Below are 21,185 nucleotides of genomic sequence, written 5' to 3' on the forward strand. Positions count from 1 at the left end.
AGCCTAAAAGATAAGACCAAGATAGTAGTTTTGAGAAAACTATAAGTACCAAGACAATGAAAGCTATTATTCGGACTAAGCCCGGCAAAGAGTTTACTACAATGAAGGTTCTCGATATTGATATGCCAAAATTGAGTTCTGGTCATTTGAGAATTCGTATGATTAGCAGTCGAGTAAATCCTGTGGACATGGACTTGATGAAAGGATTTCCCGGCTTAAAATATAAAGATCCACAACTCGGCGGTGTCGATGGTTCTGGAGAAATCATTGAGATCGCACCAGACGTGAGCGAGTTCTCTCTAGGAGACAAGGTTATGTTTTATCGTCTATTCACAGATATTGGAACTTGGGGAGAGGAAATTACCATTCCGGCTAACCATTGCGCTCTGATTCCTGACCATATTGATGCGAAAAATGCCGGAGGAGTCGCTCTTCCCTTGTTGACCGCGTACGAAGCCTTGAAATCATTGAGCCCTAAACCAGGGGCTTCTATCCTCATACATGGAGCGGGAGGCGGTGTTGGGTTTCAAGCAGTTCTACTCGCGAAAAGCATGGGTCTACGCATTATAGCCAACGCCTCAGAGCGAGATCGGAAAGACCTAGAAGAACTTGGGACCGAACAGTTCATAGATTATAAAAAAGTCAATTTCGAAGAGGTCCTCCATGGAAATCCTCCAGACTACATATTTGATGTTCTCGGTGGTCAAACATTGAGGAAATCGATTCTTCTTCAGTCGAATAAGGTGGTTTCTACGTCCTTTCCAGATGTGCAAAACATGCACAAGACGGGAGTGAAATTGCCGGGGCCACTAAAATGGCTGATGAAGCTGATGAATAGGAAATACGAAAGGCTAGCATCCAAACTTGGCGTTCAGCTCATAGGCCAAGTCACAGGAGCAAATGGCTCTGGCCTTCAAAGGGCCATTGTGACTCTTGGGGAAGACTATTTTGCACGCCCCCAAAGGGAAATTTCTCTAGAGGAGATTGAGGTTAAAGGCTTGTCGAAATCCGACTTAGGGAAAACCATTGTATTCTAGAGGAGACGATACAACACCGGTCGGCTTGGACTGGCATCGTTTTCAAAGGGCGCTACTTGAAGGCTCAGCATGTAGGATCCGTCGACGGCTCGATCCGGAATGTAGATAAGCTCGGTAATCGTAGCATCGAGCCGCGGAGCATCCGGATAGTTCCAAAAGGCGTGATGAGATAGAAGCTTGCCTTCGTCGTACTCCCGGTCCACCGAAGGAAGATCAATCAATAAGTGCTTAACATCATTCATGCGAAGGAACAGCGCGGCATGATGATCTAGGTAAGGCGGGTTTGTATTGCTGTACTGACGCTCGCGCTTGCCATCGGGGTTTGGGAGGGTTCGAAAAACGACGGCCTCCGGCTTCTTTCCAGCGAGGGCCGCTTCCACTTGATCCAACATGATGACTTCATCCTCACCGCGAACTTCGGGTTGAATGCTGATTAGCTCTGCGGAGAAAAAGAACTTCTTCAAGGATTTGTTGACGCTGTACCATTCCTTCGAAATGTGGCCCACACACTCGGTGTGCGACCCGTTTCCATGGGGGTTAAAGGTGACATCCCTGAAATTCACGGATCCTCCGCGGCTCACTTCACCGACAAACTGATCGGTCACCACCGGCTCAATTTTGACGGGTGGCACATACCAGGCTCGAGCTGTGTATTCCTCGGTGCTCAATGGAAGTGATAGGTCTATAGGATCACTGAGATCGAAGGCCAATTCGCCTTCGGGATAAGAAATGCGTGCAATCATGGAATCCGTGTTCATGACTCCCAAGGTACAAAAGGGAATATTTTGGCGTACTTCTTATGGGGATCCGCTTGAACGAGAACTTCATCGCCAGAAACGGGATGCTCAAAAGCAAGACTGAAGGCGTGTAAGTACATGCCCTTGCCTGTGAGGAGCTGATCGGGCTTGCAGTATTTACGATCCCCCAGGATGGGATGTCCGGCCTCCGAGAGGTGGATGCGTAATTGATGTCTTCGCCCCGTTTCAGGCGTCAAGCGCAGTAGGCTGAGGCTTCCAAATCGCTCCGAGGGCGTGCTGGCCAATCGCTCAAAATAAGATCGGGCTGGTTTATCTTGAATAGGACGGTCAAAGGTCCCGTGATCCGGCGGAGTTCCCAGAACAATGGCATAATACGTTTTGTGCACCTTCCGATGAGCAAACATCTCACTTAGCGCTTGGACCGCCGAACGCGTTTTACCAGCGAGAAGGGCGCCGCTTGTCTCGTAATCCAGGCGGTGAATGGTCCTCGGCGAACAGGCGTCACGCTGGGTACTTGGCTGCAGATTTGGAGGTAGTGCATTCATCAAAGTACGCCGACGATTTCCACTGACGCTAATACCCACCGGTTTGTGAACCACGGCCAAAAAATCATCTTCATACAGAACGGGAATGTCCATTTCGAATATAGTTCCCGGCGGCACATCAGGAACACCGAGTAGCGTAATCTCATCTCCCGTATGAACCAATCGCGCTGTACTCGCTTCCACTCCATTCAAAAGCACCTTGCGCGCCTTGATGGCCTTCTTCCAAGCCGACTTTGTGGCGCATTCTTCAAAGAGTCCCACGCCGTATTCTTGAAGGCGCATCGGCTCCATTTCCTCTTCTACAATGTGGACGAAGGAGACCAAATTAGTCGTCTTGGATATAAAATAAGTCGCTGGCGATGCCGTCTGAACGAAAGCGCCTCCACGGCGCGATACGAATGTATCCGTCCTCTTCCACCAACTCCCCTGCGGCCTGAGCCGCTGAGACTTCTTGATCAAAGTGGGCCCTAAGGGCCGATGAGAATTCAGAAATCCCCTCGCGACGAATACCATCTGAAAGGCGAAGCCCTGTCATGACCCATTCATTATAGCGATCAGCTTCGGAAAGCTCTTCCTGCTCGTGAAAGGTTCCACCCTCTTCAAGGGCTTCTAAGTAGTGGGCATTGTTCGCCACATTCCACCGACGCATCTTTCCGTCATAGCTGTGGGCACTTGGGCCGATACCCAAATAAGGCACTCCATGCCAATAGCTGGTATTGTGCTTGGAGCGATGCCCTGGGCGCGCAAAATTGGACACTTCGTAATGCTCGTATCCAGCGGATTCGGCGGCCTGAACAAGGGCGTGGAATTGATCTTCTACAAGACCGTCCTCCGGCATCTGAACGGTTCCCTTTTCAACTTGATGGGCCAGTGCCGTGCGCGGCTCAACGGTCAAAGCGTAACTCGAGAAATGAGGCAGCTCAAAGTCCAACAGACGCTTGACCTGCTCCTTCCACTGATTCAGATTCATTTGGGGCATTCCATAGATCAGGTCCGCCGTCAGATCTCGAAAACCAAAGCTTCTCGCCTCTGAAATGACGCGAATGGCCTGGGCCGAGTCATGGCTTCGGTTCATCATCGAAAGCCAAGTGTCGTCAAAAGCTTGGATCCCGATAGAGAGCCGATTGATGGGGCTTTCGGAAAGGTACTGAAGCCGAGTCATGGTGAGGTCGTCCGGATTGGCCTCGAGGGTCCATTCGGCATCGGGGTTGATGTTGTATTCAGAATGGAGGGCTTCAAACAATTCATCGAGCTGAGCCGTGGTCAACATGGATGGAGTACCGCCACCGAAGTAGAGGGTTTGGAAGGTCCGGGTAGACCAAGCATCGCGCCGTAGGCGCAATTCCTGCTTCAGGCCCTCGACCATCTCAGGAACCCGATGGAGGGTGGTGCTGAAGTGAAAGTCACAGTAGTGACAGGCTTGGCGACAGAATGGAATATGGACGTAGAGGCCCGCCATCACTTGTTCAGAACGATGCGGAAGGTGGTGCCTTTGTCTTTTTCAGAGCGGACGATGAAGATGCGTCCTCCGTGGTAGTCCACGATGATGCGGCGAGCTAGGGATAATCCAAGACCCCAACCGCGTTTCTTGGTCGTGAAGCCGGGGTTGAAAACAGTTTTCCATTGGGTGCTTTTGATCCCCTTACCGCTGTCTTGCACGTCGATTTGTACCTGCTTGCCCTTGTCTCGGACCGTGATGCAAATCTTACCCGCTCCCGCCATCGCGTCAATGGCGTTGCGAATGAGGTTCTCGATGACCCACTCGTACAGTGGAACGTTCAAAGGCACTTGGACGCTTTCGGTGATCTCAGGCGTATTGAACTCGAAGTCCACTTTGCGGCCCGAACGCGCTTTGAGGTATTGCATCGCGCTTTCGGTGGTGGCAACAATGTCCTCAGGTCGGATCGTCGGCATAGATCCAATCTTGGAAAAACGATCAGTAATCACGTTTAGGCGATGAACATCCTTTTCCATCTCGCCCAACATGTCCTCCGGCACTTCTTGGGTGCGCAGAATTTCAATCCATCCCAATAAGGAACTGAGTGGGGTGCCAATTTGGTGAGCTGTTTCTTTCGCCATTCCTGCCCAGACTCGGTTTTGCTCCAATCGTCTCGAGGTGCTGAAGGCGTAATAGGCGATGAGAATAAAGAGGGTCATGACCAAGAGGATGACCAAGGGATACCACTGAAGCTGCTGGAGTAGGAGGCTGTCTTTGTAGTAGATATAGACCCGTTCCCCTTCGAGGTACTCGATTTCGATGGGCTCTTGTTCGGCCTTCATTTCCTCGAGTTCGTTTTCGAGGTAGCCGGGACGCTGGACCTTATTGGTGTCGAGGTTGTTCCATCCATTGATGTTTCCTTCGGCATCGGTCAGGATAACGGGAACGGTTTTGTTGTCGCGGATGACCTGGAAAACGAAGCCCAGGTATTCATCGTTGTCTCCGACGTTGGCGAGCAACTTGGAGGCCTCAGCCCACAGGCGAACCTTCTGGCGCTCGACTTCGCGAAGCTTTCGCACGAAGTTGTTGGTGTACCACATCGTAACCGCACCAATGGATAGGGCAATCACAAAGAGCACCCATTTCCAGCGGTTTTTTTCGGCGTAAATGTTCCGAGACATGCCTTAAAAGTCGTAAAAATTGGGGGAGTTGAGGGTGTCTGGCTCTTCCTCCTCATTCCATTCAATGATGAAATCGGGCTCCTCTTGAGTTTTGTCCGTCGTGGTATCGGGCTTGAATTCGCTTTGAAAAGCCTCTTTGATTTCCTGGCCTTCATTCTTGAATTCGGCGGCGATGTTCTTACTGGCGGATTTAGCGTCGTACTTAATCGTTGGACTGTAGACGTCACCGGTCATGGTCAAGAACAAAAGTGGGCCTGGGGCGGAATCTTCGAAAACGTAGTGCTCTTCGAGGTCGGGTCGTTCCTTCTGCTGTTTGCGGACGAGGACATCACTCAGGCGCATGCGCACGTGGTAGTCGATCTGATTGTCAAAGGTGTGCGTTCCATTTCCAGCGAAGTCCAACGCCGAAGAATTGATGCTCATGTCGGGAATCAATATGGTTTGACGTCGAATCTCAATGCGGTTTCGCAAGGTCTGGAACTCCACATTCTCCAATTCTTCAACTTCCACAAAGTCACCTAGAGCCTTGAGCGGCTCAAACCCAATCAGAGCACCGTTGCGAATGGTCAAGTCAGCCGTCGTGGTCAAACGATCGAGGTCCGCTACGAGTTGCGGTGACCAGTAGGAATTGAACTGAATAGAGGCATCGGTTCGCCCGCGAAGATTATCGCTGGCCAAGGTAGTCTGGCCGAAGTTGTTGAATTCATCGAAGAGACGTCGAATGTCGATATCGGTGACCTCAGCGTCCACAAGGACTTGAAGATCTTGCGGGTCCCGGCCGTTCACGACCATACGTCCTTTGAACGAACCGTCAACCGCCTGGAAAGTCAGGGGTTGTGCGCGCAGTACTCCAGCCTTTTGGATGAAGCGACCGCGGATGTTCTGAGCCGTGAATTTCTCGAAGCCGAGATTGGCCACATCGACGTTCAAATCGTACGATACGCGAGGCGAGAGTTCTAAGGAATACTCCGACTCACTTTCACTGTCGGCGAGTAGATCATCGAGCTGAAGATTCTGACTCTTAAATTCAGCCTCTAGGGCCACGGGTTCACCTGGTATCAAGGCATACGCCAGGGTATTTCGGAAGTATCCCGTGATCTCGAAGTCGCTTTCCGATACCCGTCCACTACAGCGCTCAATTCTCAAATCTCGGTTGGTGAAGGTAAAGCGGCCCGTTAGACCTTGCACCGGATGTTTGAGGTAGTCGGTGGTCCATTGAACACTGTTGAGCTCCAACGAACCGTTCATCTTGGCTCCGACCAAGTCGCGTTGTTGAACCTCGTCAAGTCGGTAGAATCGGTTTTCAAAATTCAAGTCGAGCTGAGCGGAACCGTAGAGTTCTCGGCTGAGTGTCGGTGGCAAAAAAGCACTGATCTGTTCCAGATCCAAATCCGCCTTGAGTTCAGCTTTGATCAAAGGCGACTCAAATCCACTCATGCTAAATGTTCCCAGAAAGGTAGATCCTTGTGCCGTACCGCTGAATTCGGTGAGTTCCAAGACGGCGCTGCTCGCCTGACCGGCACCGTCGTCGTAGCGACCTTCAATTTCGAGGTCTTGGAGGGTCTGTTTGCTCGAGGGGTCATACAGTCTTCCGTTGTTGACGTGAAAATCGGCGTATAACCTCGGGCGCTTTTGGGGGTCGCCCATCAGGTGCGCGCGGAAGTAAAAAGTGCCCTGCGCTTCATATCCTTGGAAGTGGTCCGTAAAGCGTTCCGGCAAGCGCGAAAGAAGGTGCTCCAGGTTTAGGTCGTCACCGGTCAAGTAGAGGTCGACCAATTCGGGTCGATATCCGCCGTTCGCCTTAAAGGGCATCCCGTCCACTTCGAGGTTGGCTCGATCAACGAGGACGGTATCGCCAGAAACATCGAGCCGTAGGCTCCAAGACAAAGGCAAAGCGGTGGGCAATGAGGTCTCTTGAAATTGCGTCTGGACAAGCTGCCCCTTTCCAGAGGTTTCGAGCTCAAAACGACCCGCACTGAAGTTTCCGCTGACGTCTGCGTCCAGACCAGTGCCTTCAAAAATGAGTTCGTTGGCCCGATCCGTGTAACGCACTCGCATATTGTTGAGGCGGACCTTTTGCAAGTCCAATTGAAAGTCTGCTTCGGTCTCGTTCTCCGTGGCTTTGAGGATCAAATAATTAGGCCGGCCCCAAGGGTCACGGTCGGGGTAGGCGACGCCCGAACTCAGCGTGAGTCCGTCGACGATGTACTGCCCGCGAATGAGGTTGAAGAGGTTGACTTCTAAATACAGATCGTCCACCGCAATCAGCGTATCGCTCGATTCGGGAACGGGTATAAAGACGTTTTGGAAACGCAGTGCGGCATTGGGGAAGCGGCGCCAAAGCGTCAAGTCGATTTCCTCTACGGTGACCTCGGTCCGAAGCTGGTCATTCAAGGCCTGCGTGACCCGGCCGACAAGCTGATCGCCATATTGGGTCGTGATGATCCATCCACCCGCGAGGGCAAGAACCATCAGGATCAGGAGGACGGTAAGGATTTTACGGACGATGCGCATGGTTTAGAGGCTCGTACAGGAACGACGAAAAAGTACAAATATGATGCCGCCTTAGGCTCATTTTGGCTTACTCATCATGGCCATACGCTGCAATTCTTCGCGGGTGAGGAATCGCCACTGACCGCGCTTGAGGTTGCGTTTGGTCAAATTGGCAAAGACGACCCGGTCCAAACGAACAACCTTGTATCCCAAATGCTCAAAGATTCGGCGCACAATTCGGTTACGTCCACTGTGGATTTCAATTCCCACTTCCTTGCGGCTTGCCGCTGATTCAATGTAGCTGATCTCATCCGCAGCAATTGGTCCGTCTTCGAGCTTGATGCCCTTTCGGATGTCGTCCAAATGGTTCGGCTTGAGGGTTTGATCGAGCACGACGTGATACACTTTGCGCACATTGTACCGCGGGTGCGTCAAACGCTTGGCCAAATCACCGTCGTTGGTAAACATCAAGAGTCCCGTAGTCATACGATCCAATCGTCCCACCGGATAGATGCGCTCCGGCCCGTGGCCTTGGACGAGCTGCATGACCGTTTTGCGGTTCTGAGGATCATCCACCGTGGTGATGAAATCCTTCGGTTTATTCAAGAGCACATACACCTTCTTTTCTGGCGAAATACGCTCATTGTTGAAGCGCACCTCATCATTGGGCTGCACTTTATATCCCATCTCGGTCACCACCTTGCCATTAACTTGGACCAGTCCAGTGGCAATAAGGTTATCCGCCTCACGGCGCGATGCTACTCCAGCATGCGCTAGATATTTATTCAAACGGGTATCGGCACTTCCCTTCGATTCGTCTTTTTTAGGTCTGGGCTTTCGGAAAGGTTTTCCTTTCTGATTGCCACCGCGCCATGCATTGGGTCTGGATTTGAAGGCTCCATCGCGACGTGGGCGATCATCTCTGCGCTCACCACCCGCTCTCTTGGGTCGACGATCTTCTCCGTCTCTCTTGGGTCGGCGATCTTCTCCGTCTCTTTTGGGTCGACGATCTTCGCCTTCACGGCGAGGACGATCTTCAAATTTCTTACCTCCGGGGCGATTTGAGCGACCACCTGGCTTGCGGCCACGAGGGCTATTGTCGCTGTTGCTTTTTCTTCGGTCGGATCCGGGCTTACCTGCGGGCCTGCGGTTCTTGTTTGGGCGATCCATAGATAAAATTTTTGCAAAGGTAGTCTTTTCCGAGTCCTCAGAGGTCATTTTAAGTCCCTGACTTGCTGTTGGTTGCGTCTTAAATCAAAACCTCGTCATCCATGTCCCATTTCCGAGCCTTTCACATTCCGATAATCTTCACCTTCACTTTGCTATTCTGCGCGCCCGCTTCAGGGCAAACCACATTGTGGCTGGAGTCCTTTGAGACGGATGGCGACGGAGGGATGCGCTACCAATCCAGCAGCGCTTTTAACGACGGCCTCAATGATCACTTTCAGCGGACTGATGGATCGGATATTTCAAACGTGAGTGGACCCTATCTCGGTGCCCTTGGCAGTCACTACTGGGCCGCAGAGGATACCGATGACAACGGTGGAGATGGCCTTGACGAAAAGAGCATAGTCTTTCCCAGTATCGATATTTCGGGCTACGAACAACTGGTATTCTCTGGTCTATTTGCCGCTGGAAATGAAGGTGGCCCAGGTGCTTCGAACTACGATGCCTCCGATTATATCCGAGTTTACTATTCGCTAAATGGCGGAGCGACCTGGCAAAACGTCCTTTGGTGCAGCTATGAAAATCACGGAGACGGGTCCAACGAGCCCATGGGACTCGACCTCGATTTTGACGGACAAGCTGACACCATTGGAATCCATCGACTGAGTCGGACCTTCCAATTGTTTTCTGTTTCTATACCCGCAGGCGATAGCGTCCAATTTCGGATTGAGGTACATGCCGAATCCTCCTCGGAAGAGCTGGCTTTCGATGCGCTCCGACTCGAAGGAAATCCAGTACTTTCCGCTGTACCCTACGCTACGAATGCACTTCATCACACAGACAGTCTGTGGTTCTGCTCCTTCGACACCGCACTTACCGGCATCTTGGGCAGCGCCTTTTCAGGAGCGGGTTTAAGCAGTGATTCTTCGGACCTCCTTTCTTCCCAAGCTTTTAGGATACTTGGCCTGAGTGATGGAAATACTCAGTTTGGAAACGAATACACTTCCGGTGATTGGGCTCGGGGTCTTTCGGACGGGACCGACACCCTTGGGGGGCTCTACGCCTTTGAATCCGGGACTATGGGAAACCGAATGCTCGGCATACGCCCGAGTGGACAGGACTTTGCACCAGGGGCTATCTTATTCCGTGTTGAGAATCAAACGGGACATATCATTCGCCACGTGTGGATCACCTTCACGATCTACACGCGGAATGATGGGGAGGCCTCAGAATCAATTGCTTTTTCTTCAAGGACAGGGGCCGAGAGCTTTCGTGGAAGAGCTTCGGGAGATCATCAATCTCCGGGACCGTCCATGGTAAATGCTCCCTGGCAGTCCAGCCAAAAGACGGTTCGGTTCAATACCGCCTTAGCACATGGAGAACAGCTCATTTTGCGCTGGCGAAATAACACCGGGGATTATGGGCAGTCACGAGATGCCTGGGGCTTGGATGATTTGAGTATTCAATTCTCGGAGGAACCCGTATGCCCCTGCTCTTACTGATGCGCGATCTTATCGATTGATCTCGATAAACTTCTCGATGTTCTTGGTCAGTCCAAAGAGCACGAGCGTATCCGTCGAATGGACCACGGTGTCCGATGTAGGAACTCCGAGGATGTGCTGTTCGCAAACTTGTTCGCCTTTGCGAACCACCTTCTCTTCGCGCAATATGGTCACTACATTGAGTCGGTATTTCTTCCGCAAGCCGATGTCCGCCAAGGATCGATTCACGATTTGTCTCGGAGGCTTGACCTCGACAATCTCAAAGTCATCCGGAAGAGTCATGCACATGAGTACATTTGGGTTGAGCAGGTTCTCAGCCACGCTGGCTCCTACTTCCATCTCAGGCGATAAGATGTCCTCTAGCCCCATTTTTTCCAGAATCTGACGTTGATTCGGACCAGATGCTCTCGCTATAATTCGCTTTACACCAATCTCTTGAAGCGCATACGTACACAACAGTAGCCCTTCAAAGTTTTCACCAATGGCTACCACCACAGCATCCAAATCAGCTACCCCTTGGGCCTCTAAGGCTTTTCGGTCCGTGGCGTCCATCATCACGGCGTGTGCTACCTCATTCTTGATGGCCTCGACGCGTTCTTCACTAGAATCAATGGCCAGAACTTCCGCTCCACGGCCGGAGAGGATTCGGGCGATAGCCGAGCCAAAATAGCCCAGTCCTACTACTGCAAACTTGTGTTCATTCATTGCTCAAGGCATTTAGGCGCCAAGCTGAGCAAATGCTTGGCGTAAATCTTCAATCAAATCATCGGCGTCTTCAATACCAACGCTCAAACGAATAAGTGAGTCTACGACCCCGGTTTTTGCGCGCTCTTCAGCGGGAATTGCCGCATGGGTCATACTTGCTGGGTGTCCAATTAGGCTTTCCACACCACCGAGGGATTCGGCAAGAGTAAAATACTTCGTCGATGAAACCAATTTGAAGGCATCTTCGAGTCGGTCACCTACGAGGGAAAACGAAACCATTCCCCCAAAATCTCGCATTTGACTCGCAGCGACGTCGTGGTTTGGGTGGTCTTCGAAGCCTGGCCAATACACCTTGTCCACTTGAGCCTGTGTTTTCAAGAAATGAGCAACTTTAGCTCCGTTCTCGCAATGACGCTGTACACGCAGGTGGAGCGTCTTAATCCCGCGTAAAACCAAGAAGGAATCTTGGGGTCCAGGAACCGCCCCTGAACTGTTCTGAATGAAGGCCAAACGTTCGTTCAACTCGTCATCCTTCACGACAAGCGCACCCATGACCACATCAGAATGTCCGCCTAAATACTTGGTCACCGAATGCATGACAATGTCCGCTCCTAAGTCGAGCGGATTCTGGAGGTATGGCGTGGCAAAAGTGTTGTCCACGGCCAGCATTAGGTCATGCGCTTTCGCGAGCTCCGAAAGCTTGGCGATATCCACCACGTTCATCATGGGGTTGGTGGGTGTTTCCGTCCAGAGCAGCTTCGTTTTATCATTGATGGCAGCGCGCACCTCATCCAAGTCACCCATGGGGACGAAGTGGAACACAATGCCATACTTCTCAAAGATCTTGGTGAAGATCCGGTAGGTTCCTCCGTAAAGGTCATTGGTCGAAACCACTTCATCTCCGGGCTCCAGAAGCTTGATAACCGCATCAATGGCAGCCAATCCGCTACCAAAAGCCAATCCGTGCTTTCCATTTTCAAGGGCAGCCAAGCTCGCTTCAAGGGCTTGCCGCGTTGGGTTCTGCGTCCGTGAATATTCAAAGCCCTTGTGGTCGCCTGGACTCGCCTGTACATAGGTCGAGGTTTGAAAGATTGGCGTCATGATGGCTCCTGTGCCTTCGTCCGGCTCTACACCGGCGTGAATCGCTTTTGTCCCGAATTTCATAAGTGTGTTCTTCTAGAGGAATAGTCCGCTCAAAGGTATGAAAATGACCTACCTTTGGGGGGCAAACGCAACACCCCATGAAAAAGATCTATCACCTGGGCACCTGCAGCACCTCTCAGCGACTCATCAAAGAGTGGAACCCAGGGCCAGAAGTCCTTCTTCAAGACATAAAAACGGAATCCATGACCGAGGAGCAAGTGGATGAAATGGCCCGATTGGCCGGTAGCTATGAAGCTCTTTTCAGCCGCAGGGCGATGAAGTTCCGAAGCATGGGATTGAATGAAATGGAACTGAGCGAAGAAGACTACCGCAAGTATATTTTGGAAGAGTATACCTTTTTGAAGAGACCGGTAGTGCTTGTAGGAGATCAGATCTTCGTGGGAAACGCTAAAAAGACGGCGGAACAAGCCGGAATTGCCCTTCGTGCCTAATAGGTATCGCGCTCATATTGCCCTCTTTGTTGTCAACCTCATCTACGGCATCAACTATACCGTGGCCAAGGATGTCATGCCCACCTACATAGAGCCTCTTGGCTTTATTCTGATTCGAGTTACGGGGGCCGTGGCCTTGTTTTGGTTGGTGAGCGCACTCTTCCCGAGGGAGCGCATTGCTCGAAAGGATTACCCACGCCTCATCCTATGTGGGGTTTTTGGGGTAGCGGCCAATCAAATGCTCTTTTTTGAAGGGCTCAACTTGACCACACCGATCAACGCGGCGATCATCATGACCAGTAACCCCGTTCTGGTTCTCATCATGTCTGCCCTCCTCATTCGCGAGCGCATCACTTGGGTGAAAATCTTGGGTATTCTCCTCGGTGCAACAGGAGCCATTATGCTGATTGCTGGTGACGGGGCCATAGACCTTCTAGACAACGACAAACACTTTGGAAACTTCTTGGTCTTCCTGAACGCTACGAGCTACGCCTTGTACTTGGTAGTGGTTAAGCCCCTAATGAATACCTATTCACCCATTACGGTGATTAAATGGGTCTTCACTTTTGGTCTTTTGATGGTGGCGCCCTTTGGTTGGAATCAACTATCGGGAGTGGAATGGGGAACCATGCCTCCAGAGATTTACGGAGCGGTTGCTTTCGTGGTGCTTGGAACAACCTTCCTCGCCTATTTACTGAACACCTATGCGCTCAAAACCGTAAATCCTTCAGTAGTCTCCATCTACATCTACCTCCAGCCGGCCTTGGCGGCCATTTTCGCCCTAGCCGTGGGAAGCGACCGCCTAACGCCGATCATGCTGGCCAGTGCTGCGATGATCTTTACCGGCGTGTATTTGGTGAGTCGGAGGCCAAATCGCGCATCGCGCCGTGAGGCGCAAATCGAATAAACAAGGCCTCAGAGGTGATTTCGTACCTTTGTGCCTTCAAAATAATACGCCATGGTGCTATCGATGACGGGCTTCGGAAAAGCCTCGAATAGGTTTGGAAATAAGAAGATTACGGTTGAAATCCGTTCGCTAAACAGCAAGGGAATCGACATCAATACACGACTTCCGCAGGTCTATCGTGAGAAAGACCTAGAGCTGCGCAATCGAGCGTCTGGCGAGTTGGTTCGAGGTAAGGTCGATCTGAGCGTTTTTGTGGAATCTGAAGGAGCGGACTCGGGTCATCAATTGAATGCCGAACTGATCAAGTCTTACTACGGCCAGTTGAAGGCCTTGGCCGATGAGCTCGGAGATTCCAGCGACCTGATGACCGCCGTGTTGCGCTTCCCAGAGGTACTGCAAAGCGAGCGGGAGGAACTCAGTGAAGATGAATGGAGGGCATTGGAAGAGACCCTGAAGGAGGCCATGGTTCGATTGACGGAGCATCGGGCCGAAGAGGGACGCGCCATGGATCAAGATTTGCGCGGCAACGTGGCCTTCATTGAGGAGCAACTCATGGCTATTGAGCCTTTGGAAACCGAGCGGAAGGAAGCCGTCCGTGAACGACTGCGGAAAAACTTGGATGACCTTAAAGAAAAGGTGGACGAGAATCGCTTTGAGCAAGAACTCATCTACTACCTCGAAAAGTTCGACATCAACGAAGAGAAGGTGCGTTTGCGGAAACACTGCAGTTACTTCTTGAGTATTCTGAATGAAGAGAAAAGCCAGGGCAAGAAGCTCGGGTTTATCGCTCAAGAGATGGGTCGCGAAATCAACACCATCGGCTCCAAAGCCAATCACGCGGGCATTCAAAAACACGTGGTTCAGATGAAGGATGTCCTGGAACAAATCAAAGAACTGGTTCTCAACTGCCTCTAATGAGCGGGAAAGCCGTCATATTCAGCGCCCCATCAGGCTCAGGCAAAACGACCATCGTTCGCGAATTGATGAAGCGTATGCCAGGCCGTTTTGGATTCTCCATTTCGGCGACCAGCCGCGATCCTCGTGGGCAAGAACAGCATGGTGTGGACTACTACTTTTTGTCTTCTGAAGATTTTCGAGCGGGCATTGCTCGGGACGAATTTCTCGAGCATGAAGAGGTATATGCCGACACCTTTTACGGAACCCTGAAGAGTGAGGTGGATCGCTTGCACGGAGAAGGAAAAGCCGTCTTATTCGACATTGACGTCGTGGGTGGTGTGAACCTCAAAAAGTACTTCGGCAATGAGGCTCGTTCGATGTTTATTATGGCGCCCTCACGGGCCGATTTAGAACAGCGCTTGAGGGGACGTGGAACCGAATCCGAAGAGCAAGTTCAAAAACGTCTGGCCAAGGCTGATTTAGAATTGAGCTACCGGGATCAATTTGATCATGTCATCGTCAACGATGACTTGGAACGTGCGGTGTCAGAGGTCGAGGGGATTCTTCGTGATTTCTTGGATTCATGAAAAAAGTAGGGCTATACTTCGGCAGCTACAACCCGATTCACATGGGCCATTTGGTCATTGCCCAGTTCATGCAAGCCTACAGTGAGTTAGACGAAGTCTGGTTGGTGGTCACCCCGCACAACCCTTTCAAGAAAAAAGCCAATTTACTCGACGATCGCGCGCGCTTTCATTTAGTCCGTTTGGCCCTGGAAGCGCATCCCAACTTGCGGGCGACAGATGTTGAATTCAGCTTGCCTCAACCTAGTTATACGGCGGACACTTTGGCTCATTTAAAAGAGCAACATCCCGACCATGAATTTGGACTCATCATGGGTGGGGACAACTTGGCCAACCTGCACAAGTGGAAGAATGCGGAGTATCTGATCGAACACTACCCCATTTACGTGTACCCTCGCCCAGAAAGCGGTGAAGGACCTTATTCCAATCACCAAAATGTCCGTATTGTAGAAGCTCCGCTGATGGACTTATCGAGCAGTTTCATCCGCAAGGCGATTGCGGAAGGAAAGGACGTATCGGCCATGGTTCCCCCAGCCACTTGGCAGGAGATCCAATTGATGCACTATTACGAATAAGAATTAGGCTTCTTCGAGAATTCCGCTCAAGATGGACTCGAAGATTCGACGACCGTCCGTATTGCCCAAGTTTGCGTCGGCGGCGCGCTCTGGATGAGGCATCATCCCAAAGACATTTTTACCCTCGTTACATACCCCTGCAATGTTTTCTGCTGACCCGTTCGGATTGCTTCCGGCGTTCATGTCTCCAGTAGCATCACAGTAACGGAACATGACTTGGTCATTCTCATTGATGGCCTTTAGGGTCGCCTCGTCAGCGAAGTAGTTCCCTTCGCCATGGGCAATGGGAATCTCCAGAACATCACTGCTTTTCAATTCCGCTGAAGGCAGAGCCGTTCCGCTTTGAGGCTTCAGGTAAATGTTCTTGCAAATGAACTTGTGAGAAGGGTTGTGCATGAGCGTTCCAGGCAACAAACCTGCTTCGCAAAGCACTTGGAATCCGTTACACACACCCATGACATATCCACCTTTGTTGGCGAAGTCAATGACTTCGTTCATGATGGGTGAAAAACGAGCGATCGCACCCGAACGCAAGTAATCTCCGTAGCTAAAGCCCCCGGGTAGCATGATGAAATCGACGCCTTGTAAATCATGATCCTTGTGCCAAAGTTCAACAACTTCGTGCCCGAAACTGCGGAGCACGTAAATCATGTCTTGATCACAATTTGAACCTGGAAAAATGACTACACCGAACTTCATGAGGTCTAAATTTTAGGGCAAAAAAAAGCCGTGAACGAATTCACGGCAAAGGTACGATATTTTCGTCCGGATTAAGTTCCGATCACCCCACCCAAAGTCGTAATCGCCTTGGGGTTGATCACCATCACTGGAATCTCAGATTTGTTCGTGATTAACTGCTGTTCAAAAGAGCTTCCGAACAGCGCGCCTACGGCATCTTCATGATTGATGATGGAAATGAGGTCCGCATTTACTTTTTCGGCAAAGGCCACCACTTCTTGGTCAAAACTCCCTGTGTCTTCCAAAATATGGCTTTCGTGCTTCACGCCTTCTTCTTCTAGGAAGGTCTCTGCGTAGTGCATATTTCTTTGTTGCTGATTGCGCAGGAATTCATCACTGTGGATTGGGCTGACAATGTGGACCATACTGTTGAAGAACTTGGCAATCTCCACAGCTCCTTTGAGTTTTTGCTTTTCCTCCTTGGAAAGATCAATCGGGAGAACGATCACGTCGTATCCTCCCTCTTCAATAGTGCGTTCTTGAACTACAATAAAAGGAGTTGTGCTGTCTTTAATCACGCGAAGTGCATTACTCCCGGTCAGGAATTGCCATCCTTTCATTCCGTGCGTGCCCATGAGGATCAAACGAGCCTCTAATTCACGAGCGATGTTTCCGATATCATCAAAAATGCTTCCGACATGGGTCAAATACTCGACCGTAACACCCGAGTCCTGAGTAGCGGCCTCGGCAATGTCGCTTAGTTTGTTTTCTGCTTCAGCTCGGTCGGCGTCGCTCTTCAGGATATGAAGCAAGACGACTTTACCGTCCATTGGCTTAGCAATATATAGTGCGTGATTCAGGGCCGTATCAGCGACAGAGGAGAAATCGGTCGGCACGACCAAGGTTGTTTTACTCATGGTATTCAAATTGATCTAGTTCCAAAGATAGAATTAGTCCACATAGCCTGCAACAATCTCTTTCACCTGTTCTAGGTGCTGTTGCTTGAGTGGTTCTCTGTGGGCACGAGAATAGTCCGTATGATAGTGGTGTACGGATAAGAATTGGACCTGTAGATGATTCCATTCTCGTTCGTCTTGGACAATTCCAAGGCTTTTGAATTCAGAAAACAGACGGTTTCCGGTAACGAAGAAGTCCGAGCGTCCAAGATAATCTAGATCCGCGTCGCAAAGGAGTCGTCCGAGCAAGTCCGTAGGCGACTGAGGTACACGGGTGACCATGATTAGCTCTATTATTCGCTGGATTTGCTCAGGCCCATACCCGAACTGTGGCAAAAGTTCTCGAGCAATCTGTGCACTGGCCTCTTCGTGTCCTTTATAGGTGCGAACGAACCCAATGTCGTGAAGCAGCGCGGCTGTCCCCAGAAGCTCTCGATCCTCTTCACTAACCTTGCTATGTCCGGCCAATTCCATACAGACCTGGTACACATCAAGTGTATGATCCAAGCTATGATAACTCAGATGCTCTGGGAGATGTTCCTCGAGGTACAGGAGAATGGCCTCCTTTGCTTTTTTAAATTCCGCCATAGACTAATGCGCTAAGATCGATTGATCCCCCAGGATACATCTGCAATCATGTTGCATTTACTTTCACTCTTGTTCACTTCTTTCGATGTAGTACATATGCATCGAACCCTTGTTCTTGACCTGAAGCGAACCTCGAGGTTCAAAATACAAGGTCTCCACATTTTTCACAAGTTCGTAAGTGCTTTGGGAGATATTAATCTTATCAGGCTCAGAATGTTGCTCCATTCGAGCCGCTGTATTTACCGTGTCCCCCCAAATGTCGTATTGGAACTTTTTGGTTCCGACAACACCAGCAACAACAGGACCGCTGGACAAGCCAATCCGTACGTCGAAATAAGGCTCTTGGCGAGCCTGGTTATCGCGCCGTAGGCGCATCATAAATTCCCGCATTTTAAGCGACACTTCGACCATGATTTGGGCGTGTTTTTCCTCACCGTGAGGGAGGCCGCAGACGCACATGTAGGCGTCGCCAATGGTCTTGATTTTCTCTATGGGGTAGTCGTCGATGATTTCGTCAAACCCGCGGAAACAGTGGTCAATCAAGTCGACCAGCCGCTGGGGTTCCAACTCTTCAGCGAGCTTGGTGAAGCCCACGAAATCGCTGAAAAGAACGGTTGTCTCAGGATAGAGATGGGCTCGGGCCCGGCCTTCGACTTTGAGCTCTTCCGCGGTTTCGGCCGGAAGAATGTTGAGCAGAAGAGCTTCAGATTTCTCCTGCTCCTCTTTGATCTCGCGAGTCCGCTCTCGAACGCGCATTTCGAGGATGGACTTTTGCTGGCTGAGGACATCGAGCCGTTTGGCACGCTCAAGGTTGAAACGATCGGCAAAACTGAGACTAAACAGAAAGATCTGAGAGGTAATTCCGGTGAAGAAGAAATTGAAATCCGTGGGAACGATGTCGAAGAAATCGAGGCCAAACAGGATCAAAAAGACAAACATGACGATGAAACTCAACATCACAAAACGCATGTGCTTGACTCCGTTGAGGTAGATCTTCAAGGCCGCCAAGACCGCACAGAAGAACATGACCAAGGCCAAAAGAACGTTGATGTTTCGGGTGGTTTCTTCATAGTCTGGATTGAAAAGCCAAAGCACGAAGTTGATGACAAAAATGGATAGAAGGCCCAAGATTACCTGTCGTATTCTGGGATGCCGTTCCCTCAAATTCATGTAGTTCATGGTGAAGGCACCAAAGCTGACCAATAGGGTTAAGGTCAAAAGTCGGTTCAAGATGGACCCGAGACTATGGCTTTCTTCAACCGTGGCAAAAAGGACATCCGTCTGAAAAAAGTTGATACAGAGAACGGTCGCCGCCAATACATAGATGAGGAAGTAGGCATTTGAACTCGACCGAGTAACCAAGAGAAAAAAGAAGTTGTACAAAAGGAACGTCACCAGGATACCGAAAAAGGCGTAAAACGAGTTCTGTTGCCCCGCGATCAAATCGATCATTTCGTAGGATCGCGAACTGTATCTTCCTCCAATCTCATTGTAGCCAGATTCAGCATCGTAGGTCACCGAAAACAAAAGAAACTGTGCTTTGTCGGGTAGCCCTTTGAGTTGAAAAACTTGAACGTCTCCTGTGGTTGCGCCCTTTCTTCTGGACTGGAGCCGAACGGAGCTCGGGCCTGTATATTCCAAGATACGGCTGGTAGAACCCCTGTAATACAGATGGGCTTTGGACCCGTTGAAAGTGATGTAGGGTTCAACACCTTCAGAAGGTTCATATTTCAGGAACATCCAATAGGTTCCGACCAGGGGTCGCTCAAAATTGAAATCAGTGAGTGGCTTAAAACTCGTGCGTTCTCGAAGCCAAACCCAGCGGACATCGCGTTCTCCCGTGGTATCCTTCCAGACGACTAAATAATCGTCCAACGGGATCTCTCGCCCTGAATCCTCCAGTTCTGAGGATTTGAGAATGGGTTGGGCATTGAGTACCCCTGATAGGAGGAAGAAAAGTGCGAAGAATAGTCTATTCATTCGCGGACTCTTTTTGTACCTCAGTTGGCGTTTTCCCACACCATTCACTGAAGCACTTACTGAAGTAGGCTGGGCTGCTAAATCCAAGCTCGTAGGCCACCTCGCTGACGGGTTTATCCACATCCCGAAGCAGTTCCATCGATTTGGACAGCTTGTAGTTTCGAACGTAAATACTGGTGCTGAGTCCTGTCAGGGCCTTTATTTTTCGGTGGACTTGAGTGCGGCTCATAAAGAGCTCTTGACTCAATTCTTCTACGCCAAACTCGCTTTCGTCTAGGTGTGCATCGACCACCTGCTGGATGCGCAATAGGAAGCTCTCCGCTTTCGTGAGCGGTCGCTCTTCTTCTTGCTTCTGATGCTCAATGACCTTGCGCAAGTGCTTGTACATCTTGTCGCGCAGGTCCATCATGCTTCGGCAGACGCTCTTTAATTCGTCTTCATTGAAGGGCTTTGTCAAATAAGCTTGAGCACCTTCTTCCCAACCTTGTTGTCGGTCTTCATCGGCCCGGCGGGCCGTCAGAAAAATTATAGGCACGTGGTTGATGACCTCCTCTTCCCGAATCAAGCGAAGCATTTCGAAACCATCCATCTCGGGCATATTGACATCGCTGACAATCAAGTCCGGAACTTGTTCTATGGCCATTTGAAGTCCTTCCTGACCGTTTCGCGCCGAAATAACTTCGTATTCCGCTTCGAGAAGGCTTCGCACGAACTCGCGCATTTCATTGTTGTCCTCCACGACCAGGACAAGAGGAGCTTCTTGATCCTTGGTTTTGGGGTCTACGATGGGGTATACATCGGACCGCAACTTGGGTTGGGCGTTGGCTGACTCGGACACTTCATCGAGTTGAGGAGGAAGAACGACCCAATCTTCGGGTAAGTCTCCTTCGCGCCGTAAGGCGGAAAACTTCACAGTAAAAGTGGTGCCTTGAAACTTCACGCTGGAAACGTCAATGGTTCCGCCCATCATTTCGACCAGTTCCTTGACCAGAGACAAGCCGATACCCGTTCCTTGGTACAAACGGACATGGGTTTCTTCTTGGTAAAAACGATCGAATACGTGGGGAAGCTTACTCTCCACAATGCCAATTCCGGTATCGCTCACTTGAAGCTCCACCTCATTACCGTGATCGTGCAGACGGACAAAAACGCTGCCGCCCCCGTCGGTAAACTTGATAGCGTTAGAGATCAAGTTGTAGAGCACTTTTTGCCATTTACGATGGTCAAAAAAGAGAAGCAGGTCATCCTCTGGCCCCTCCCACTGAAGCGATAATTGCTTCTCTTCAGCGATGGGTTGAAAAGAGAGGAAAAGTCCGTGCATGAACCGGGCGAAATCGGCGTTCGAGGCCTCTACGGCAACGTCTTCATTTTCTATTTTACTGATGTCGAGTAATTCATCGATCAGCCTTTGAAGCTGGAGCGCGTTTCGCTGAACAAGTAACAAGCGCTGACGTGTATGTGCGTCCAACTCCGTACGCAAAAGTTGTTCTACAGGCCCTAGAATGAGGGTCAGTGGTGTTCTAAACTCATGCGTGATGTTGGAGAAAAACTTGTCTTTGATCTTTTCTAGATCCTCTTCCCTTGGTTCTTGACCCATGA

20 protein-coding genes are annotated in these 21,185 nt (G+C 50.6%); 7 read left to right on the forward strand and 13 right to left on the reverse strand.

Annotation, left to right across the window (positions count from 1 at the left end):
• The first annotated feature begins 56 nt into the window (after positions 1 to 56).
• Positions 57 to 1,037 carry an NADP-dependent oxidoreductase gene (locus HZ996_01980; GenBank protein QTN37958.1) on the forward strand — a complete coding sequence of 327 codons (981 nt, stop codon included), beginning with the start codon at positions 57 to 59 and terminating at the stop codon, positions 1,035 to 1,037.
• On the opposite strand, the gene HZ996_01985 is transcribed toward HZ996_01980, so the two are convergent.
• The 6 genes from HZ996_01985 to HZ996_02010 are packed head-to-tail and all read right to left on the reverse strand — an operon-like array spanning position 1,034 to position 8,622.
• Positions 1,034 to 1,780 carry a cyclase family protein gene (locus tag HZ996_01985; GenBank protein QTN39985.1) on the reverse strand — a complete coding sequence of 249 codons (747 nt, stop codon included), beginning with the start codon at positions 1,778 to 1,780 and terminating at the stop codon, positions 1,034 to 1,036. The two genes, HZ996_01980 and HZ996_01985, sit on opposite strands and share 4 nt — an antisense overlap.
• Before the next feature lie 11 nt (positions 1,781 to 1,791).
• A complete protein-coding gene (locus tag HZ996_01990) occupies positions 1,792 to 2,631 on the reverse strand; it encodes an RluA family pseudouridine synthase (GenBank protein QTN39986.1) in 840 nt (279 codons plus the stop codon).
• A 34-nt stretch (positions 2,632 to 2,665) separates the two neighbouring features.
• Positions 2,666 to 3,799: a radical SAM family heme chaperone HemW gene (gene hemW / locus HZ996_01995; protein ID QTN37959.1), complete on the reverse strand. Its 1,134-nt coding sequence runs from the start codon at positions 3,797 to 3,799 to the stop codon at positions 2,666 to 2,668.
• Positions 3,799 to 4,959, reverse strand: a complete 1,161-nt coding sequence (locus HZ996_02000) for a HAMP domain-containing histidine kinase (protein QTN37960.1) — start codon at positions 4,957 to 4,959, stop codon at positions 3,799 to 3,801. The genes hemW and HZ996_02000 overlap by 1 nt, the downstream gene beginning before the upstream one ends.
• 3 nt (positions 4,960 to 4,962) lie before the next feature.
• Positions 4,963 to 7,473: an AsmA family protein gene (locus HZ996_02005; protein QTN37961.1), complete on the reverse strand. Its 2,511-nt coding sequence runs from the start codon at positions 7,471 to 7,473 to the stop codon at positions 4,963 to 4,965.
• 57 nt (positions 7,474 to 7,530) lie between these two features.
• Positions 7,531 to 8,622, reverse strand: coding sequence for an RNA-binding S4 domain-containing protein (locus tag HZ996_02010; protein QTN37962.1), 1,092 nt, complete (start codon positions 8,620 to 8,622; stop codon positions 7,531 to 7,533).
• Positions 8,623 to 8,723: 101 nt separating this feature from the next.
• Here HZ996_02010 and HZ996_02015 point away from each other — a divergent pair, with 101 nt between their 5' ends.
• The gene (locus HZ996_02015) at positions 8,724 to 10,121 is read left to right on the forward strand and encodes a hypothetical protein (GenBank protein QTN37963.1); all 1,398 of its coding nucleotides are present in this window, start codon (positions 8,724 to 8,726) and stop codon (positions 10,119 to 10,121) included.
• Between the two features lie 9 nt (positions 10,122 to 10,130).
• On the opposite strand, the gene HZ996_02020 is transcribed toward HZ996_02015, so the two are convergent.
• Together HZ996_02020 and HZ996_02025 are read right to left on the reverse strand one after the other, a co-directional pair.
• Complete coding sequence (locus HZ996_02020) at positions 10,131 to 10,826, reverse strand: TrkA family potassium uptake protein (protein QTN37964.1); 696 nt, start codon at positions 10,824 to 10,826, stop codon at positions 10,131 to 10,133.
• A 12-nt stretch (positions 10,827 to 10,838) separates the two neighbouring features.
• On the reverse strand, positions 10,839 to 11,990 hold the full coding sequence (locus HZ996_02025; protein ID QTN37965.1) for a cystathionine gamma-synthase: 1,152 nt from the start codon (positions 11,988 to 11,990) through the stop codon (positions 10,839 to 10,841).
• A 77-nt stretch (positions 11,991 to 12,067) separates the two neighbouring features.
• Between HZ996_02025 and HZ996_02030 the strand changes: the two genes are divergently transcribed.
• The 5 genes from HZ996_02030 to HZ996_02050 are packed head-to-tail and all read left to right on the forward strand — an operon-like array spanning position 12,068 to position 15,384.
• Entirely contained in the window at positions 12,068 to 12,421 is a 354-nt protein-coding gene (locus HZ996_02030; protein QTN37966.1) for a hypothetical protein, read from the forward strand.
• On the forward strand, positions 12,414 to 13,328 hold the full coding sequence (locus tag HZ996_02035) for an EamA family transporter (GenBank protein QTN37967.1): 915 nt from the start codon (positions 12,414 to 12,416) through the stop codon (positions 13,326 to 13,328). Before HZ996_02030 ends, HZ996_02035 begins: the two co-directional genes overlap by 8 nt.
• Positions 13,329 to 13,379: 51 nt before the next feature.
• Positions 13,380 to 14,243 carry a YicC family protein gene (locus HZ996_02040; protein QTN37968.1) on the forward strand — a complete coding sequence of 288 codons (864 nt, stop codon included), beginning with the start codon at positions 13,380 to 13,382 and terminating at the stop codon, positions 14,241 to 14,243.
• A complete protein-coding gene (gene gmk, locus HZ996_02045; protein QTN37969.1) occupies positions 14,243 to 14,812 on the forward strand; it encodes a guanylate kinase in 570 nt (189 codons plus the stop codon). The genes HZ996_02040 and gmk overlap by 1 nt, the downstream gene beginning before the upstream one ends.
• On the forward strand, positions 14,809 to 15,384 hold the full coding sequence (locus HZ996_02050) for a nicotinate-nucleotide adenylyltransferase (protein ID QTN37970.1): 576 nt from the start codon (positions 14,809 to 14,811) through the stop codon (positions 15,382 to 15,384). The genes gmk and HZ996_02050 overlap by 4 nt, the downstream gene beginning before the upstream one ends.
• A gap of 3 nt (positions 15,385 to 15,387) precedes the next feature.
• Here HZ996_02050 and purQ read toward each other — a convergent pair whose 3' ends face one another.
• The 5 genes from purQ to HZ996_02075 form a co-directional block, all read right to left on the reverse strand.
• A complete protein-coding gene (gene purQ / locus HZ996_02055; GenBank protein ID QTN37971.1) occupies positions 15,388 to 16,083 on the reverse strand; it encodes a phosphoribosylformylglycinamidine synthase subunit PurQ in 696 nt (231 codons plus the stop codon).
• A 71-nt stretch (positions 16,084 to 16,154) separates the two neighbouring features.
• Positions 16,155 to 16,979 carry a universal stress protein gene (locus tag HZ996_02060; protein ID QTN37972.1) on the reverse strand — a complete coding sequence of 275 codons (825 nt, stop codon included), beginning with the start codon at positions 16,977 to 16,979 and terminating at the stop codon, positions 16,155 to 16,157.
• 33 nt (positions 16,980 to 17,012) lie between these two features.
• Positions 17,013 to 17,606: an HD domain-containing protein gene (locus HZ996_02065; GenBank protein QTN37973.1), complete on the reverse strand. Its 594-nt coding sequence runs from the start codon at positions 17,604 to 17,606 to the stop codon at positions 17,013 to 17,015.
• A 63-nt stretch (positions 17,607 to 17,669) separates the two neighbouring features.
• Positions 17,670 to 19,586, reverse strand: coding sequence for an adenylate/guanylate cyclase domain-containing protein (locus HZ996_02070; GenBank protein QTN37974.1), 1,917 nt, complete (start codon positions 19,584 to 19,586; stop codon positions 17,670 to 17,672).
• A complete protein-coding gene (locus HZ996_02075) occupies positions 19,579 to 21,183 on the reverse strand; it encodes a response regulator (protein QTN37975.1) in 1,605 nt (534 codons plus the stop codon). Before HZ996_02075 ends, HZ996_02070 begins: the two co-directional genes overlap by 8 nt.
• Positions 21,184 to 21,185 lie beyond the last annotated feature (2 nt).

This window comes from Cryomorphaceae bacterium (assembly GCA_017798125.1).
In the GTDB taxonomy this organism is placed as follows: domain Bacteria; phylum Bacteroidota; class Bacteroidia; order Flavobacteriales; family ECT2AJA-044; genus ECT2AJA-044.